Here is a 17,427-nt window from a genome sequence, read left to right on the forward strand (position 1 = left end):
CTTGCCCAATGACCACCACCGTCGTTTGGCGGAGATTCGTCTTCCTTCTAAGCGCCTTCGAGAGATCACGCGGTATGGGTCCCGGGTCGGCGCCCGCCGACGCTTTGCGTCATCGGGCTTGCCCGGGACGACAGCCTTGTTCTTCTCGCCAGCTTTGTTCTCCTCGCTAGCGTCACATTCAGTGTCGTTCGCGGGGGACGACACTGAATGCGCGATATCGGTTGCCGTGCGCAGTGCGTCGCGACCTGCCGCCCTCAGAAATCCCCGTGCAACCGCCCTGAGAAGATCGACACCGGGCCGCGATCGGCGTTGTAGGCGGGGTTGTTGACGAACTGGTAGTCGGCGGTGAAGGTCAGGTATTTGTTGATGGAATAGGCATAGTAGGCCTCGATGATGCTTTCGCGTCGATAGTTCAGTCCGCCATCGCCGATCAGCGGACCGAGCCCGCCGGCGGCGAGGAAGGCGCGGTGATCACGCGACAGGCCGTTGCTGACGCCGGCAATACCGATCGTGTCGTCGGGGCGGCCCCAGCGGGCGCCCCTGATGGAGGTGCCGAGCGACAGGCTGGAGTCGATGTCGGTGAACGCCATGATCTCGCTCTTGCCGTCGTTCCAGCTCCAGCGGCCGAACAGGCCGACATCGTCCGACAGCGCCTGGTCGAAGCTTATGACGTAGCCGAACTTGCCTCGGCCCCGGCGGGTCTGGCTGATATCGAGGTTGAGCGCGGGGTTGTCGAGCGTTTCGCGGAAGCTGCCGGCGAACACGCTGTTGAACCAGCCGATCGTGCGCAAATGTCCCGGCTGCGAGAACAGCTGATAGCGCGTCTCCAGCTCGACGACATATTCGCCGCGACGGAACACGTTCATGTCGAAATTGCTCGAATTCGACACGGCGTCCATCAGGAAATAGCCGGCGCGCAGCGCCCAATTCTTCTGATTCAGCTCGGCGGTGGCGCCGTAGGTTAGGCCGAGCTTATCGGCCGCGTAGTCGAACGCGCCCGGCGCCCACACCGACCAGTTCATGAAGTCCTTGCGGGTGTCCTTGGCGTAGGCGTTGCCGTCGAACACGTCGAGCACGGCGAACTTGCCGATCTGCAACGTGAGACGCGAAATATCCTGCTTGCCGGAGAGCTGCAGTTGGCCGCTGCCGAGCGTTTCCTGCTCGCCGCCGAAGCCGAAGGTCTGGCGCAGAAACAGCCGCGACGTGTTGTAGTGCGGGTAGGGGAAGTCCGACTTCTGTGCCTCGCCGTTGGGGAAGCCGCCGGCTCCGACGGTGTTGCTGAGGCCGAAGCCCTGCAGCAGCTCGGGATTGTAATAGACCTCGCCGCCGTCCCACAGCCGCGCATTGAGATACAGGCTGTTGCTCCAGGTCTCCTGGAATTGGCGCGCGGGGGTCAGGCTGTTGGTGCCGGTGTAGGCGGCGCGGAAGGCCGGATAGCCCTGGCCGATGACGGTGGCCTGGCCATGGATCTCCCAGCGGTCCGATTCGGGATCGGACGGATCGCTCTTGAGCTTGAGGTCGTTGCCGCCGGCGAAATCGAGCTTGCGGTTGAGCCCGACGCGCAAGGTCTGGAAGTCCAGCACGGATGAATAGCTGGCGCCGTTGGAGAAACCGACGCCGCCGTTCTCGAAGCGGCTGTAGAGGTATTCGAGCCGCCAGCTCCAATGCGGCGCAAAGCCGCGCTCGATGCCGGCGCCGGCAACCCAGCCGAGCCGGGTGGTCAGCAACTTCTCGTCCTCGCCGGCCGCATTGGTGTTGATGAAGCGGCCGCCGGTCCAGGCAAGGCCGCCGGTGGCATAGACCAGCCAGTCGCCATTGGCGTAGCCGACACGGCCGCGCGCGGTGGCGACATAGTCCCACAGCTCCCCCACGCTCGACTGCGCCGTGCCCAGCCTGGCGACGGTGTGGTTCGAGGTGAGATAGTTCGGAAAACTGAAATCGCCCTCGAGCCCGAGCAGCAGCCCGGATCGGGTGACCCAGTTGTAGCCGGCCTGCACGCCGCCGGTCAGGCCGCTGAACGGGCTGCCGGCCGTGGCCACGCCGCTCGGGTCGGTCAGGGTCGCCTGGGCGTGGTCACGAGTATAGCCGGCGTGGGCGCCGACATAGAGGCCGGTCCAGTCGAACACCGTCTGCGCCATCCGGGCCTTGAGGGGCAGGTCGGCGGCAGCGGCGGGCACGGCGAGCGGGCCGAGCACGGCGATCATGGCGCCGGCCAGGGTCATCTCCCTGGTGCAGTTCGAGCGGATCATGGCAGCAAAGTCCTAAGGCAAGGCACACGACACAGACTGAGGTCAGAACCTCATTGCCTGCGCACAGTCACGAGAAGATTACGGCGTAGCCCATGTTCGTTCGGAAGTGTGGACAGCATGCGGCAATTTGTGGATGATTTCTATTGCAAATAATTTGCAACAGCAAGATTGCGGCTCTCGATCCCACTTCCGGTTGGGAGCTGTGACATCCATGCAACAGAAAGGCCCGCCCGGGGCGGCCGGGCGGGCTTTCGAGACGCGGATGGGAGGAGATGGGACACCCGCGTCACGGGCGGGGAGCAAGGTGGTGCCGGATGGGCGAGGCGGGGAGCGGGCCTTGGACCGGCGGCTCGGCGAGGCGAACGCCGTGGCATCAATAGCCGCAGGCCCTGACGCGGCCGACATACCGGCCGTAGACGTCGTACTGCGGCGCCCAGCGACAATAGCGATAGCCGCCGCCGTAATAAGGGCCCTCGTTGCTGGCGGCGATGGCGCTGCCGACGACAGCGGCTCCGACCAGGCCGGCTCCGACGCCCCAACCCCAGCCGTGATGGAAGCCGTGGGCGGCGGCAGGCGTGGATGTCGCGGCGATGCTGCCGGTGACGGCGAGCGCGGCAAGCGCGAGGGCGGCAATCTTGGTCTTGATCGACATGGTGAAGGCTCCTGTTCTGCGTTGGAGCGGCCGTTCCTGGCCGCTTGCCAATTGGACGGGAGCTTCTCAAATTCGGTTCGAATCGCCTGATGGGGACCGCGGTGCGATCAAAATTCTCAAGGAAATGGAGAGGTTTGGCGTCGCTCTAGCGCCCCGCCAGAGGGCCTGCGCCGAGTGTGTTCACGTCGAAGTTATCGACGTCCTCGAGCAGCGCGCAGAACGCGCGTGCGCCGTGGTCGAGCACGCGCTCGCCCTTCTCTGCCGAGGCCTGGGTGGCATCGCCGACCGCGCCGCTGGGATTGAGATCCTGCGTCTGCCAAGCCATCGGCGCCGGCCGCTGCGTCGACAGCACGCGGTTATTCTTCTCCATCTCAGCGCCTGATGATGCGAAATTCGCGATCGCGTCGCTGCGCACCAGTGCGGGATGGCAGGCCTGCATGATCGAGGTTTCGACGGCGCCGCCATGGATGCCGTGACGCAGCTCGTCGGCGGAGAACAGGCCGTCGGGCACGCCGAAGCGCGACCAGGACGTCGTCACCACCAGCATGCGATGGGCGGCGCGGAGGTCCTGCGCGATCAACGTCATCGCGGCGCTGTTGCCGCCATGGCTGGTGACGATCACGAGCTTCCTGATCCCGGCGCGCGCCACGCTCTCGCCGATCGCCTGCCAGCTCCTCAGCGCCACGTCGGTCGGCAAGCTCAGCGTGCCCGGATAGTCGACATGCTCGGTCGAGATCCCGACCGGCTGCACCGGCAGGAAGGTTGCCGGCAGCGCGGGCGGCAGCAGCGCACGGACGCGGGCGAGATAGGCTTCCGCAATGTAGACGTCGGTGCCGAGCGGCAGATGCGGCCCGTGCTGCTCGGTGGCGGCGAGCGGCAGCACCGCGATCCAGCGCGCGGTCTCGGGCGTTCCAATCGCGGGCCAGTGCAGCTCGGTCCAGTCGCGGGGCGGCAAGGTCATCGTGCAGGCTGTTTCCTTCGTCCGTCGGGCAGGGTACTTATCGCCGATAATAACATCTCGACGGGCATCTTGGGCGAGACCAACCGGGGAATCCAATCATGACGCAGGGGCTTCTGTCGCGAACGTTAATGGCGGCTTTGCTCGTCGCGGGTGCGATGGTCCCGGCGGCCACGGCCCAGACCCTGGACAAGGTGTCGTTCGGCACCAACTGGGTGGCCGAGGCGGAGCATGGCGGCTTCTTCCAGGCCGTCGCCGACGGCACCTACAAGCGATACGGACTCGACGTGACGATCGTGCCGGGCGGTCCCAACGAGAACAACCGCATGCTGCTGATCTCAGGCAGGATCGAGTTCTTCATGGCGGCGAACACGCTGATGTCGTTCGATGCGGTCGCCAACAACGTCCCGGTGGTGTCGATCGCGGCGATGTTCCAGAAGGACCCGCAGGTGCTGCTGACGCACCCCGAGTCCAGGATCACCAAACTCGACGAGCTGAAGCCGCTGACCCTGTTCGTCTCCAAGGAAGGCATTTCCAGCTACTATCAATGGCTGAAGTCGGAATACGGGTTCTCCGAGAAGAACGTGCGTCCCTACACGTTCAATCCGCAGCCCTTTATCGCCACCGCGCAGAGCGCAATGCAGGGCTACGTCACCTCGGAGCCGTTCGCGGTCGAGCGCGCCGCCGGCTTCAAGCCCGGCGTGATCCTGCTCGCCGACAACGGCTTCAACACCTATTCGACCCTGATCGAGACGCGGCGCGACCTGATCGAAAGCAAGCCGGACCTGGTGCAGCGCTTCGTCGATGCCTCGATCGTCGGCTGGTACCACTACATCTACGGCGACAACTCGGCCGGCAACGCGCTGATCAAGAAAATGAACCCGGAGATGACCGACGATCTCCTCGCCTATTCGGTCGCCAAGATGAAGGAGTACGGCATCGTCGATTCCGGCGACAGCGTCGAGAAGGGCATCGGCGCCATGACCGACGAGCGCGTCATGAGCTTCTTCGACAAGATGGTGCGGGCCGGCGTGGTCAAGCCGACGATCGACTATCGCAAGTCCTATACGCTGCGCTTCGTCAACAAGGGCGTCGGCGTCGATCTCAGGCCGAAGCAGTAGACGCGCGACCGGCGCCTGCAGCAGATGAGCTCGTCCCCTTTGTCCGAGAGCGGCGCCGTCAGGACCGCGGTGCGCCTGCGCGGCGTCACCAAGGTCTACGACACCGGCGTTGTCGCGCTGGGGCCGATCGATCTTGCGATCGCGGAGGGCGAGTTCGTCTCGCTGCTCGGTCCGTCCGGCTGCGGCAAGTCGACGGCGTTGCGGCTGATCGCGGGCCTTGCAAGCCAGAGCAGCGGCGCGCTCGAGGTCGCCGCGGCGGCGTCGGAGACGAGGCCCGGCCATCGCATCGGCTTCGTGTTCCAGGAGCCGACCCTGATGCCCTGGACCAGCGTGCGCGACAACGTCGGCCTGCCGTTGACGCTCGCGCATGTGCCTGCCGCCGAGGTACGGCCAAGGGTCGATGCGGCGCTTGCGCAGGTCGGACTCTCTGATTTTGCCGACGCCTTTCCGCGCGAATTGTCCGGCGGCATGAAGATGCGCGCCTCGTTGGCGCGGGCGCTGGTGACGCGCCCGGACGTCCTGCTGATGGACGAGCCGTTCGCCGCGCTCGACGAGATCACGCGCTTCCGTCTCAACAATGATCTGCTGGCGCTGTGGCGCAGTCTGAAGATGACCGTCGTGTTCGTCACCCATTCGGTGTTCGAGTCGGTCTATCTGTCGCAACGCGTGCTGGTGATGACGGCGCGGCCCGGCCGGCTCAGCGCCGAGATCAAGATCGATATCGGCGCACCGCGCGACGACGCGTTTCGCAGCTCGCCCGCTTATGCCGGCTATTGTCGCAGCGTGTCGGACGCGCTGGCGCCGGCCTATACCGGAGTGCATGCGCTGTGAGCGGCGTGCGTGAGCGAGCGACATCCGCCGCGGGCACGCGTCTCGCGAGCCTCGTCTTTCCCGCGCTCGTCTTCGTCGCCGCGATGACCGCGTGGGAGCTGGTGGTGCGCCTCAACGGCATCCAGCCCTACGTGCTGCCGGGGCCGCTGCTGGTGCTGAAGACCTTGATCGCCGACTGGGATATCCTTGCGCAGTCGCTGCTGACCACTTTGATCACGACGCTCGAAGGCTTCGTTGCCGCGGCGCTCGGCGGCATCGCGCTGGCGCTGCTGTTCAACCAGTCGAAATGGCTGGAATGGGCGCTGTTTCCCTATGCCGTGGTGCTGCAGGTCACGCCCGTGATCGCGATCGCGCCGCTGCTTCTGATCTATCTGCCGCAGCAGACGGCCGTCGTCGTCTGCGCCTGGATCGTCGGCTTCTTTCCGGTGCTGTCCAACACGGCGCTCGGTCTCAACTCGGTTGACCGCAATCTCGCCGGATTGTTCCAGCTCTACAGCGCCTCGCGCTGGCAGACGCTGCGCTATCTGAAGCTGCCCGCGGCGCTGCCCTATATTCTCGGGGGCCTGCGCATCGCAGGTGGGCTGTCGCTGATCGGCGCTGTCGTCGCCGAGATCGCGGCCGGCAGCGCCGGCGCCGGCTCGGGTCTCGCCTATCGCATCGCGGAATCCGGCTATCGTCTCAACATACCCCGCATGTTCGCAGCGCTGGTGCTGCTGTCGGTCGCCGGGATTGTCATCTATGGCTTGCTGGCGCTAGTTTCGCACCTCGTTTTGCGGCGCTGGCACGAGAGCGCGCTCGGAAAGGACACCTGATGGCGGCCACTTCGTCTGACAAGATCGATGTTCTGATCTATGGGCCGCTGCGGCCGATCCTGGAAAAAGGTTTTCCGGACAGCTTCAACGTGCACCATGCGACGACGCAGGCCGATCTCGAAGCGCTGCCGGCGGATGTGAAGGGCCGGATCCGCGGCGTCGCCGTGACCTTCCACACCGTCAAGACCGATGCCGCGGTCATGGCGATGTTGCCGAAGCTGGAGATGATCGCAAGCTTCGGCGTCGGCTACGACCACATCGCGGCCAGCCACGCCGGCCAGCACGGCATCATCGTCACCAACACGCCGGATGTGCTGACCGAGGAGGTCGCCGACGTCGCCATGGGGCTGCTGATCGCCACGTGCCGCGAGTTCATCAAGGCCGACCGCTTCGTGCGCTCCGGCGAGTGGACGTCGAAGCCCTATCCGCTGAGCGTCGGCTCGCTGCGCGACCGCACCGTCGGCATGATCGGCATGGGCCGCATCGGCCAGGCGATCGCGCGCCGGCTCGAAGCCTCGCTGGTGCCCGTCGTCTATCATTCGCGCAAGCCGGCCGCCGGCGTCGCCAACAAGCACTATCCCGACCTGCTCGCGATGGCGAAGGACGTCGATACGCTGGTCGTGATCGTGCCGGGCGGCGCCGGCACCAACAGGATCGTCAATGCGGAGGTGCTGAAGGCGCTCGGACCGCGCGGCGTCGTCGTCAACGTCGCCCGCGGCTCGGTGATCGACGAGCCGGCGCTGATCGCGGCGCTCAAGTCCGGCACCATTCTCGCCGCCGGCCTCGACGTGTTCGAGAAGGAGCCGTTGGTGCCCGAGGAGCTCAGGGCGATGGACAACGTCGTGCTGCTGCCACACATCGGCTCGGCTGCCATCGTAACCCGCAACGCGATGGATCAACTGGTGGTCGACAATCTCAAGGTCTGGTTCGCTGGCAAGCCGCCGCTGACGCCCGTTCCGGAAACGCCGGTGAAAGGCCGCTGATGAATCGCTCCCTCCTGCTGACGATCGCGCTGCTGTCGGTGCTCGCCGCGAGCATGGCTGCTGGCGCGCAGGACGCGACCAGCCTGAAGAAGGCGATGATCGGGCAGTGGGAGCTCGCGACCACCGATCGCAGCAAGACCTGCGTCGTTACCCTGAAGCCCGACGCCGCGCCGCGCGGGCAGAAGCTCGAGCTGGAGCCGAGCTGCGCGGCGGCACTGCCCTTCACCAAGGACATCGCCGGCTGGAACGTGAAGGGCCTCGACATCGTCAGCCTCCAGGCCGCCAACGGCGAGGCCGTCATCGACTTCACCGAGGTCGAGGCCGGCATCCTCGAGGGCCTGCGCCAGGGCGAGGGTGTCTACATCCTGCAGAACCTGGCCGCGGCGCGGTCGCTGGCGAAATCGATGGACCAGATGATCGGCGACTGGGCCATGGTCCGCGGCAACGGCGCCACGATCTGCAGTCTGGTGCTCACCAACAACGACGCCGGCAACGATAATTTTCAGGTGTTCGTGAAGCCGAAATGCGATGCTGCGATCACGGCCTTCGCGCCGACGCAGTGGCGGCTCGAGCACGGCCAGATGATGCTGATGTCGGACCGCGGCGAGACCTGGCGTTTCGAAGCCGACGACAATGCGCAATGGCGGCTGGTGCCGGACAGCGCCAATCCGCTGATCATGCTGCGGCAGTGAGGCGGACCGCGCGTCGTCGGAGCGCCGCGTTTGATCGTCCGGACATCGTCGTCCGCCGGCCTTGAAACATGGTTAAGGCTTCGTTGCACCCCGGGGTTCTACCGGTGGAACGTGCTGTTTACGCATCTTGCGTCTGATGGTTGCGCCCATACAGGGAGCCGGCCATGCAGGAGTTGTTGCGCAGGTTCACCAAGTCGCTGCCGTCGTTCAGTCTCAACGACAAGATCTCTGCGGCTGCCGCTGCGTTCGCCGTTCTCGTCGCCCTGTTTACGCTGGGGTCGCTGGCCGCGCTGCGCGAGCAGCGCCTGTTCCACGACCGGTTCGAGGTATTGGCCGCGTCATCCCGCAACATCGAGCGCGCCAACGCCGCGATCTACGCCGTCGTGATGGAATCGCGCGGCATCTACATGTCGCCGGACCGCAACGCGGCGCGGCGCTATGCCGATTCGCAGCTTGTGAAGCTTGGGCAACTGACCAAGATCGTCGAGGAATGGCAGGAGCTGGTGACGGTTGATGATGCGTCGCTGTTCGCCCCGTTCAAGCAGCGGATCGACCAGTTCGTGACGTTCCGCACCGAGATGGCGCGCCGCACGATCTCAGTCGGTTCGTCCGCGGCGCGCGAGCTCGGCGACAATGACGACAACCGCGCCGTGCGCACCGCGCTCAACGAGGATCTCGAGCGGCTGTCGCGCCTCTACGACGACCGGATGACCGAGCTCGACGCCGCCGCCGACGCACGCGGCCTGGTCGCGTTCTATCTCGGCGGCATCGGCGTCCTGCTGGTGGTGCTGATCGCTGCAGCGGCGTTGGCGCTGCGCCGGGGTGTGCTGATGCCGCTCTTGGATATCGCCCGCGTCACCGATCGCATTGCTTCGGGTCGCATCAAGCTGACGATCCCGCATGCGCGGCGGCACGACGAGATCGGCCGGGTCGCGCATGCGGTCGAGACATTCCAGAACGGCGTGTTTCGTATCCAGGAATTAGAGCAGCACGAACTCCAATTCGAGCAGCAGCAGGCGGATGTCCTGCGCGAGCGCGACCGGCTGGAGCAGGGTGCCCTCAGCAGCCAGCAGCGGCTAGATGCGGCGGTCGCCAACATGGCGCAGGCGCTGATCATGCTGGACAGCTTCGGCTACGTTCTGGTGGTCAACGAGCAGTACCGCGAGCTCTACGGCGTGCCTGCCTCGATCGCCCGGCCCGGCGCTCATGTCCGCGACATCCTGGCGCATCGCGCCAGGCTCGGCCTGCTGCGCGAGAAGCCGGCCGACTTTCTCGCCGCGCTCAGGCAGCGCATGAAGGACGGCAAGCCGACCACCACCGAGTTCGAGCTCGGTGACGGGCGCATCATCCGCGTATGTGAACGTCCAATGGCGGGCGGCGGCTGGATCGCGACGCATGAGGACTTCACCGTGCAGCGCCGCAACGAGCGGATCCTCGCGCGTGCCGAATACTTCCTGGCGGCGCTGCTCGAAAACATTCCGCAGGCCGTGCTGGCCAAGGATGCGCAGTCGCTGCGCTACGTGTTCGTCAATCGGGCCGCCGAAACCCTGTTCGGCCTGCCGCGCACCGAGATCATCGGCCGCACGCCGCGCGAGCTGTTCTCCGAGCCGACCGGCTCGATCCTCGAGGAAGCTGCGCGCGAGCAGCTCGCCGGACGCGGCGACGATGAGGCGCAAGCCCACAATATCGTGACACCCGGAAACGGTTCGCGCGACATCGTCGTGCGCAGGCTTCCGATCTCGATCGGCGAGGGCGAGCCGAAGTTTCTGCTCAGCATCATCGAGGATCGCACCGCGGCTCAGCGCGTTGCGGCATGACGCGTCAGGTGGCGACGTCCGGGATTCTCCTGCCTTGACGTCGCCTTGATCTGCATCAAGAACGGCCGGACCGGGCCGGATATCAAGCTCGGAACGGAGGCCTGTCCATGATCCGACGTCTGGGGATTCCCTTTGCCGCCCGCCTGGGCGCAGCGGCGCTGCTGACGCTTGCGGTCGTCGCTCCGCTGCATCAGGCTGCCGCGCAGGACGTGCTGGGCGGAGCCATCCTCGGCGGCGCCGGCGGTGCGATTCTCGGAGGCGCGATCGGCGGCGGACGCGGTGCCGCGATCGGCGCCGTGATCGGTGCGGGGACGGGTGCTGCGATCGCGGCCGACGGCGAGCGCCGCCGTGGCGGCTACTACGCCTATCGCAACGGCTGCTACCTGCAGCGGGGTGACGGCGCCTATGTCCGCGTGCATCCGCGCTACTGCTACTAAGCTTCTCCGATCCGCGACGTGAAGGACGGACTGCGCGCTGAGACGCGCCGTCCGGTCAATTGATCGCGCGCTCCAGCGCGGCGATGACGCTGATATCCTCGCAATGCGCGACGTTGAAGCGCATCATCATAGCCGCCGATTGCGCCGCGCTGAACACGTCGCCGGGCGCCAGCACGACGTTGTCCGCCAGCGCGGCCTGGGCGACGTCGATCGCCCTGCATCCCTCCGGCAGCGTGCACCACAGATGAAAGCCGCCGCGCGGCATCAGCCAGGGCGTGACGCCCAGGCGTTGCAGCCTTGCGGCCACGCGCGGCCGCGCCCGCGAAAGACGCGCGCGCAGTTCCTCGATGTGCTTGCGGTAGCTGCCGCCGGTCAGCACCTGCGCCAGCGTCTCTGCGGCAAATTGTCCGGGGCCGCCGAAGCCGGTCGCGATCTGCAGGTCGATGAGAGGCTCGATCCAGTCCGGCCGCGCAGCGATGTAGCCGCAGCGCACCGACGCCGACAGGGTCTTGGAGAAGCTGCCGATCAGGATCACCCGCTGCAGCCCGTCGAGCGCGGCGAGCCTTGGCGAGGGCTCCGGCTCGAAGTCGCCATAGATGTCGTCCTCGATGATGAGCATGTCATGCGCGGCGGCGGCATTGAGCAGCCGGTGCGCCGCCTGCAGCGACAGCGTCGCGCCGGTCGGATTGTGCAGCCCGGAATTGGTGATGTAGAGCCGCGGACGCTCGGCGGCGAGCACCGTCTCGAACTGCGCGATATCCGGTCCGCTGGGCGTCATCGGCACGCTGACGATCCGCGCCTGATGCGCGCGCAGCAGCGCCAGGAAATTGAAGTAGCAGGGATCGTCGACCAGCACGGTGTCGCCGGGGCGCAGCAGCATCCGGCACATCAGGTCGATCGCCTGTGTGCCCGACGACGTCAGCACGATCTGCTCGCTGAACGCATCGATGCCGAGGCCGGCGAGGCGGCCCTGCAGCACGCGCCGCAGCGCACCCGATCCGCGCGCGGTACTGTAGTCAGTCAGGGCAGGCCCGCTGCTGCGCGCGACCGCCCGGACCGCGCGGCGCAGCGCATCCTGCGGCATCCAGTCCGCAGGAAGCCAGCCGCAGCCGGGCATCAGCGTTCCCTCGTCGGCATCGAGCGATTGCCGCGACACCCAGAACGGATCGACCGCGCGTGGACGGCGCGGCTCGCCCGCAACGAGGGCGAGCGGCGGCAGCGCCATGTCGGCAACATAGAATCCGGATCCGCGCCGGGCGCGGATCACCCCCTCGGCCGCCAGCCGGTCATAGGCTTCGACCACCGTTGCCGGCGACACGTCCATCGTTGCGGCAAAGGCGCGGATCGACGGCAGGCGCTGGCCGGGAGCAAGCGCGCGCGTCGCCAGCCGCTGCCGGATCGCTTCGATCACGGCGGCGGTTCGGGCGCCGGCGCGGCGCGGGTCTGGCATCGCTGATGTCAGGTGTACTGCCATTTGTTTTGATACAGTTTGGCCAGATTGTATCGATCTGTGGCTGCCGTAACAAGGCGTGGCGGGCTAAGCGGACCTCATGAGGAGGACGCGGCCATGAAGGGATCGATCGAGGGCTGGGGCAGCGGCGTCGTCGGCATGACGATCTTCAGCGGCTCGCTGCCGGCGACCCGCGCCGCACTCGAAGGCTTCCCGCCGCTGTTCCTGACCGGCGCACGCGCCACGCTCGCGGCGGCCCTTGCCGCGCTCTGTCTGGCGCTGCTGCGCCAGCCGCTTCCCGGCCGGCGCGAGCTGGTTTCGCTTGTGACCGTGTCGCTGGGCGTCGTCGTCGGCTTTCCGCTGCTGACCGCGCTCGCGCTCCAGCACGTCACGTCAGCCCATGCGATCGTCTTCATCGGCCTGCTGCCGCTCTCGACCGCGCTGTTCGGCGTGCTGCGCGGCGGCGAGCGGCCGCGGCCGCTGTTCTGGCTGTTCTCGGGCCTCGGCGCTGCCGCCGTCTCGGGCTTTGCCTTGTCGCAGGATGGCGTGGCGTCTCCCATCGGCGATCTCGCGATGATCGCGGCCGTGATCGTCTGCGGCCTTGGCTACGCGGAAGGCGCCATGCTGACGCGACGGCTCGGCGGCTGGCAGGTGATCTCATGGGCGCTGGTGCTGTCGTCGCCGCTGATGCTGCTGCTGTCGGTCCTGACGCTGCCGGTCTCGCCACACGAGATCACGGCGCCGGCCTGGCTCGGGCTGGCCTACGTCTCGGTCTTCAGCATGTTCATCGGCTTCGCGTTCTGGTACCACGGCCTCGCGCGCGGCGGCACCGCGACGGTGGGCCAGCTGCAGTTGCTGCAGCCTTTTCTCGGCCTCGCCTTCGCCAGCCTGCTGCTGCACGAGCCGGTGTCTGCAACGATGATCGGCACAGCCGGCGTCGTCGTGCTGTGCGTCGCCACCGCGCGGCGCTTCGCCTGACGCGGCGTGCTCATTTGCGATGATAAAGCCCGGTGAAGCTGACGCCGGCGCCGCCGCAATCATTGTTGTCCTCGACCAGCAGCGAAGGACCAACACGCTGCAGACGGACACGGCACTCGTCGCCCGCGTTGGGCCGCTCGAACGGCGTCGTCCCATCATCGACGAAGGCAACGACGCCGCCCTTCGGTTCTGCGGTCGCGCCGAGCGATCCATTGTGCAGGTCGCGTCCGGCCGGCACGACCTGGTCGCCTTCGATCCTCAACCGTCCGCCACCCGCCGTCCTGATCGTCAGGCCGCCGCCGGGATGCTCCCAACTGCCGATCCAATCCGCGGGCGCCGGCGCGGCCATCGGCGCGACCTTCGTGAGTGCCGCGCTCGGCAGCCATCCCGTGGTCCAGCTCTGGCTTCGTGCGCGCGGCGCCTGGTAGCTGACACAGGTGAACTCGCCGCTGGTCTTGCCGACCAGCACGAGATCGTCGCTGACGAGATACGCCTTCTTGCGGCAAGCGTCGGTCATGGCTGGACAGCCTGCGGCCTTGAAGTCATCGTCATAAGGGCTTTTGACGAAGTTGATGCGGGCCTGTCCGCTCACCTTGGCGACCGTGAGTGGCCGCGCATCGTCCCAGCCGATGCCGTTGCAGTTGGCCGGATCGTTGGCGTCATAGGCGGCTGCCGGCGTGACGGCCAGAAGGCCCAACAGAAGTCCGATCGAGGCCGCGCGCATCTGCAAGTCCCTGCTCATGCTTCACCGAGATTGAGTGGCTTGCAACGCGCGATCGGTTCAAGGAGAGCATGCCGGCAACCCCGGCGCTGCGACCGGGACCATGAGGCCTCGACGCCGTGCGATTCGAGCCATTCCGTCGATACGAGGAATGTCTTGCTTCTGTCAGAAGCAGGTATCACCGGGCAGGGCCGGAGAGTTCGGCTGTGGGCCAAAACCTGACTTGCACCGAATGTCCGCTATTGGCGCAAGCCGGTCATTCCAAACATCGGCTGGGTCCGGCGCGCCTCACATCTTCACCATCTCGGTGCGATATTTCGGCAGCAGCGCCGCGATCAGTTTGCCTTTCTCGGCCATCTCTTCCGGGGTTGGCTTCGGCGGTGGCGATGTGCGGCCTTCGACCGGAAATCCGACCGCCAGGAAGAATTCGTCCTGTCCCGCCGGCGTGCACATACAGAGCATACGGGCCGTCTTGCCGGACACGTTTTTGAACGCGTGCGGGGCGTTGGCGGGAACGTTGACGGTCGATCCCGTACGCACCGTGTGCGACTTTCCGCGAAAGGTGAACTCGAGTTCGCCCTCGAGCAGCGTGAACATTTCCTCGAAGTCGTGGCGGTGCGGCGGAGGCCCGCCGCCGGCGGGCACCAGCATGTCGACCAGGCAATAGCGTCCCGCGGTCTGCGCGCCCGACACCAGGACCGTGTAGGTGCCGCCGGCCACCGAGATATGCGGCACGCCGGCGCCGTCGGGATCGGCTACCGTCAAGGCGCGGCCGGGATCGTCGGCGGGGATCGCGGAAGCTGACGGAGAAGGTGTATTGGCCATCTCGTATCTCCTTGCCCATGGTCTTGACGATATTTGATAGAGGCACCTGACCAGATCACAAGCGGTACCTTTCGACGACCGTTTCTTTACTTGGTATCGAACGACTGCTGGTGGCGCAAAGCGGTCATTCGACCAACCGATATTGTTCGCTTTGGGTCAGTAGCCGACAGTCAGAGAGACGACGAACACCGCGTGGCTCAGGCGTCGTGGTCGTGTCGGACGATGCGTCGAAGCCATCAACTGAATGTTATCGGCCGCGAGCAGGCGGCCTGGTTCCGGAACCGGCGATCGCCTGGACAATAAGCGCGATGCGTTCGCCACGCGCCGTGGGCCTGATTCGGCCTGAACGTTCGAGTTCTGCGAGCCCGTGAAGCGCTGCCCAGAACGTCTCGGTCACGGCTTCTACATCAGCGCAGAACGGCGTTACGACAGCCGCAAGCGCGTCGAAGGCGGCCTGCAGTTCTGGTCTGGTGCCAGCTTCGGCGAACTGCAAATTCGTCGGCAGGACGAACATGGCCTCGTAGAGTGCAGGACGACTGAGCCCAAAGGCGAGATAGGCCATGGCGACATTCTTGAGGGCATTTCGTCGTCCGGTCGCTTCGCCTGCCGCTTCCCGAAGAGCCAGCGTGATGTCCTTGAAACCCTCGACTGCAACTGCCGCGACAATCGCATCCCTGTTCTCGAAATGCGAATAGAGGACTGGCTGACTGTATTCGATTTCTTCGGCCAGGCGACGGATTGTAACGGCACCCCATCCGTCCCGCTCCGCGATCGCGCGCGCTGCCGCGACAATGCGATGCTCGCGCTCAGCCCGCTCCCTGCCTTTCCGCTCGGCGACACCCAATCCGCGATCTCCCAGACCTGCACGGCCCACATCATACCGACGCTTGACGATCTAGCAATGCTAGGTTAGATATCTAGCGCCGCTAGATTGTCATTCGCGGCTAGAAATGGAGACCATGATGCATTGGCTTGCGCTCGGAATGGCGTCTCTCCTGGCTGTCGGGATCATCGCGATCGGCATCCAATATGTTGCGCGCCCTTTGACCGCGACACGCAGCTTCGGTCTGCCGCTTTCCGAGACCGGCGCCAACATCGCGTGGTGGCTTCGCCTCAAGGGCGTGCGCGACATCGTATCGGGGCTGGCCGTGCTGGCGTTCATGATGTGGGGCTCGCCCGGCGCGGTCGGCATCATTCTGCTCGTGGAGGCCATCATCCCCGTGGGGGATATGCTGGTCATCCTCGCAGCGAAGGGCTCGGCGAAGCTCGCCTTCGGCATGCACGGCCTCACCGCCGTGATCATGGTCCTGGCGGCCGTGCCTCTGATCATCGGGCTCGCTTGAGATGGTGCATGCTTCTTCAATCCGGCTGCTCGCGGCCGGCGTCTTTGGCGCCCTGATCGCGCTTGCAGCGGCGTCGCCTTGAGCCAGACATGCAAGCCGATGTTGTCAGCGCGAGACAGTGAGCCATAATGCGGCTGTCGCCAGCTGGTCCTGTGAGATGCTCAAGCTCGACCATATCACTGTGATCGCCCCGAGCCTGACGGAAGGAGTTCGGCACGTTCGAGACTGTCTTGGACTCGATATTCCGTTTGGACAGCGCCACGCGTACATGGGCACCTACAATCACCTGCTCCAGCTCGGAGATACGGTCTATCTGGAAGTCATAGCGCTCGACCCGGATGCCAATTCGCCGGACCGCCCACGCTGGTTCGGTCTTGATGACCAGAACAGGGTCCGGTCCGATTGGGAGCAAGGCCGGCGCTTGCGCGGCTGGGTGGCGAGAACGGACATGATCGATGTCATCACGGCAACCCATGGAGACATCGTTGGAGAAAAAGTGCCGCTTCCGCCGGCCGACCCGTCGTTTGATTTCGCTATTCCGGATGATGGTTCGCTTCCGCTCGACGGTGCGGCTCCGTCAATCATCGACCGGCGCGGAAGGCCGCGGACGATGGCCACGATAGCGGATCTCGGCGCGCGACTGATGTCTCTGACGCTCGAACATCCGGACCCCTGCGCCGTGCAGGCGCTCTACCGAGACCTCAACATCGATGGCGGACCGATGGTGGTGACCGGCCCCACCTTGCGCTATCGCGCGCTCATCGAAACACCCGCCGGGCTCAAAGAACTGACCTGACCACTCCAGCTCCGGCGCCGTGCCTCGAGCGAAACGGCCTCACATCAGCCCCGACCCCTTCAGGCTGGAATGGCCGTTCTTGCCGACGATGATGTGGTCGTGCACGGTGATGCCGAGCGGCTTGGCGATGTCGACGATGGTCTTGGTCATGCGGATGTCGGCCTGCGACGGCGTCGGGTCGCCCGAGGGGTGGTTATGCACCAGGATGATCGCGGTGGCCGATAATTCCAGCGCGCGCTTGATCACCTCGCGCGGATAGACCGGGGTATGATCGACGGTGCCGGTCTGCTGCACCTCGTCGGCGATCAGCTGGTTGCGCTTGTCGAGAAACAGCAGCCGGAACTGCTCCTTGTCGGCGAACGCCATGCTGGTCCGGCAATAGGTGATCACGTCCTGCCACGACGCCAGCGCGTGCTTCTGCCGCACCTCGCCCCTGGCGATGCGGTGCGCGGCGGCCGCGATCAGCTTGAGCTGCGTGACCGAGGCGTCGCCGACGCCGTCGATCTCGCGCAGCCGCGGCTCCGGCGCGTGGATCACCTCCGCGAACGAGCCGAATGTCTTCAGCAGCGCCTTCGCCAGCGGCTTGACGTCGCGCCGCGGCAGCGCCGGAAACAGCACCATCTCCAAGAGCTCGTAGTCGTTGAGCGCATCGGGGCCGGCGCTGTGGAAGCGCTCGCGTAGCCGCTGCCGATGGCCGTGATAATGCGGCGTCTCGGGCGGCGGATCGTTCGGTGGGACGGCTTTCTCCGGCATCGGCGTCAG

18 protein-coding genes are annotated in these 17,427 nt (G+C 66.0%); 10 read left to right on the plus strand and 8 right to left on the minus strand.

The features are described from left to right. Positions 1–254 precede the first annotated feature (254 nt). The 3 genes from LQG66_RS24920 to LQG66_RS24930 all read right to left on the minus strand — a co-directional run bounded on the left by LQG66_RS24920 (position 255) and on the right by LQG66_RS24930 (position 3,862). Complete coding sequence (locus LQG66_RS24920) at positions 255–2,249, minus strand: carbohydrate porin (RefSeq protein ID WP_231318303.1); 1,995 nt, start codon at positions 2,247–2,249, stop codon at positions 255–257. A gap of 373 nt (positions 2,250–2,622) precedes the next feature. Further along, positions 2,623–2,901, minus strand: coding sequence for a hypothetical protein (locus tag LQG66_RS24925; protein WP_231318304.1), 279 nt, complete (start codon positions 2,899–2,901; stop codon positions 2,623–2,625). A gap of 145 nt (positions 2,902–3,046) precedes the next feature. Further along, the gene (locus LQG66_RS24930) at positions 3,047–3,862 is read right to left on the minus strand and encodes a creatininase family protein (protein ID WP_231318305.1); all 816 of its coding nucleotides are present in this window, start codon (positions 3,860–3,862) and stop codon (positions 3,047–3,049) included. 98 nt (positions 3,863–3,960) lie between these two features. Here LQG66_RS24930 and LQG66_RS24935 point away from each other — a divergent pair, with 98 nt between their 5' ends. The 7 genes from LQG66_RS24935 (at position 3,961) to LQG66_RS24965 (ending at position 10,552) form a co-directional block, all read left to right on the plus strand. Beyond that, on the plus strand, positions 3,961–4,980 hold the full coding sequence (locus LQG66_RS24935) for an ABC transporter substrate-binding protein (RefSeq protein ID WP_425601241.1): 1,020 nt from the start codon (positions 3,961–3,963) through the stop codon (positions 4,978–4,980). A gap of 24 nt (positions 4,981–5,004) precedes the next feature. Then, positions 5,005–5,811, plus strand: a complete 807-nt coding sequence (locus LQG66_RS24940) for an ABC transporter ATP-binding protein (RefSeq protein ID WP_231318306.1) — start codon at positions 5,005–5,007, stop codon at positions 5,809–5,811. Further along, entirely contained in the window at positions 5,808–6,623 is an 816-nt protein-coding gene (locus tag LQG66_RS24945) for an ABC transporter permease (protein WP_231318307.1), read from the plus strand. Before LQG66_RS24940 ends, LQG66_RS24945 begins: the two co-directional genes overlap by 4 nt. Next, positions 6,623–7,606: a 2-hydroxyacid dehydrogenase gene (locus tag LQG66_RS24950; RefSeq protein WP_231318308.1), complete on the plus strand. Its 984-nt coding sequence runs from the start codon at positions 6,623–6,625 to the stop codon at positions 7,604–7,606. Before LQG66_RS24945 ends, LQG66_RS24950 begins: the two co-directional genes overlap by 1 nt. Positions 7,607–7,701: 95 nt before the next feature. Then, the gene (locus LQG66_RS24955; protein ID WP_231327927.1) at positions 7,702–8,298 is read left to right on the plus strand and encodes an AprI/Inh family metalloprotease inhibitor; all 597 of its coding nucleotides are present in this window, start codon (positions 7,702–7,704) and stop codon (positions 8,296–8,298) included. Between the two features lie 164 nt (positions 8,299–8,462). Continuing rightward, a complete protein-coding gene (locus LQG66_RS24960) occupies positions 8,463–10,115 on the plus strand; it encodes a PAS-domain containing protein (RefSeq protein ID WP_231318309.1) in 1,653 nt (550 codons plus the stop codon). Positions 10,116–10,222: 107 nt separating this feature from the next. Next, a complete protein-coding gene (locus tag LQG66_RS24965; RefSeq protein ID WP_231318310.1) occupies positions 10,223–10,552 on the plus strand; it encodes a hypothetical protein in 330 nt (109 codons plus the stop codon). A gap of 55 nt (positions 10,553–10,607) precedes the next feature. On the opposite strand, the gene LQG66_RS24970 is transcribed toward LQG66_RS24965, so the two are convergent. Then, the gene (locus LQG66_RS24970) at positions 10,608–12,002 is read right to left on the minus strand and encodes an aminotransferase-like domain-containing protein (protein WP_231318311.1); all 1,395 of its coding nucleotides are present in this window, start codon (positions 12,000–12,002) and stop codon (positions 10,608–10,610) included. Positions 12,003–12,119: 117 nt separating this feature from the next. On the opposite strand from LQG66_RS24970, the gene LQG66_RS24975 reads away from it, so the two are divergent. Then, positions 12,120–12,980, plus strand: a complete 861-nt coding sequence (locus LQG66_RS24975) for a DMT family transporter (RefSeq protein ID WP_231318312.1) — start codon at positions 12,120–12,122, stop codon at positions 12,978–12,980. 10 nt (positions 12,981–12,990) lie between these two features. On the opposite strand, the gene LQG66_RS24980 is transcribed toward LQG66_RS24975, so the two are convergent. The 3 genes from LQG66_RS24980 to LQG66_RS24990 form a co-directional block, all read right to left on the minus strand. Beyond that, positions 12,991–13,704, minus strand: coding sequence for a hypothetical protein (locus LQG66_RS24980; protein WP_231327928.1), 714 nt, complete (start codon positions 13,702–13,704; stop codon positions 12,991–12,993). A gap of 285 nt (positions 13,705–13,989) precedes the next feature. Further along, the gene (locus tag LQG66_RS24985) at positions 13,990–14,526 is read right to left on the minus strand and encodes a cupin domain-containing protein (RefSeq protein WP_231318313.1); all 537 of its coding nucleotides are present in this window, start codon (positions 14,524–14,526) and stop codon (positions 13,990–13,992) included. Between the two features lie 247 nt (positions 14,527–14,773). Next, positions 14,774–15,370: a TetR/AcrR family transcriptional regulator gene (locus LQG66_RS24990; protein ID WP_231318314.1), complete on the minus strand. Its 597-nt coding sequence runs from the start codon at positions 15,368–15,370 to the stop codon at positions 14,774–14,776. A 118-nt stretch (positions 15,371–15,488) separates the two neighbouring features. Between LQG66_RS24990 and LQG66_RS24995 the strand changes: the two genes are divergently transcribed. Next, a complete protein-coding gene (locus LQG66_RS24995; protein ID WP_231318315.1) occupies positions 15,489–15,869 on the plus strand; it encodes a DUF4267 domain-containing protein in 381 nt (126 codons plus the stop codon). Between the two features lie 157 nt (positions 15,870–16,026). After that, on the plus strand, positions 16,027–16,665 hold the full coding sequence (locus LQG66_RS25000) for a VOC family protein (protein WP_231318316.1): 639 nt from the start codon (positions 16,027–16,029) through the stop codon (positions 16,663–16,665). A 39-nt stretch (positions 16,666–16,704) separates the two neighbouring features. On the opposite strand, the gene radC is transcribed toward LQG66_RS25000, so the two are convergent. Then, positions 16,705–17,418 carry a RadC family protein gene (gene radC / locus LQG66_RS25005; protein ID WP_231327929.1) on the minus strand — a complete coding sequence of 238 codons (714 nt, stop codon included), beginning with the start codon at positions 17,416–17,418 and terminating at the stop codon, positions 16,705–16,707. Positions 17,419–17,427 lie beyond the last annotated feature (9 nt).

The organism is Bradyrhizobium ontarionense (assembly GCF_021088345.1).
GTDB classification, from domain to species: Bacteria; Pseudomonadota; Alphaproteobacteria; order Rhizobiales; family Xanthobacteraceae; genus Bradyrhizobium; species Bradyrhizobium ontarionense.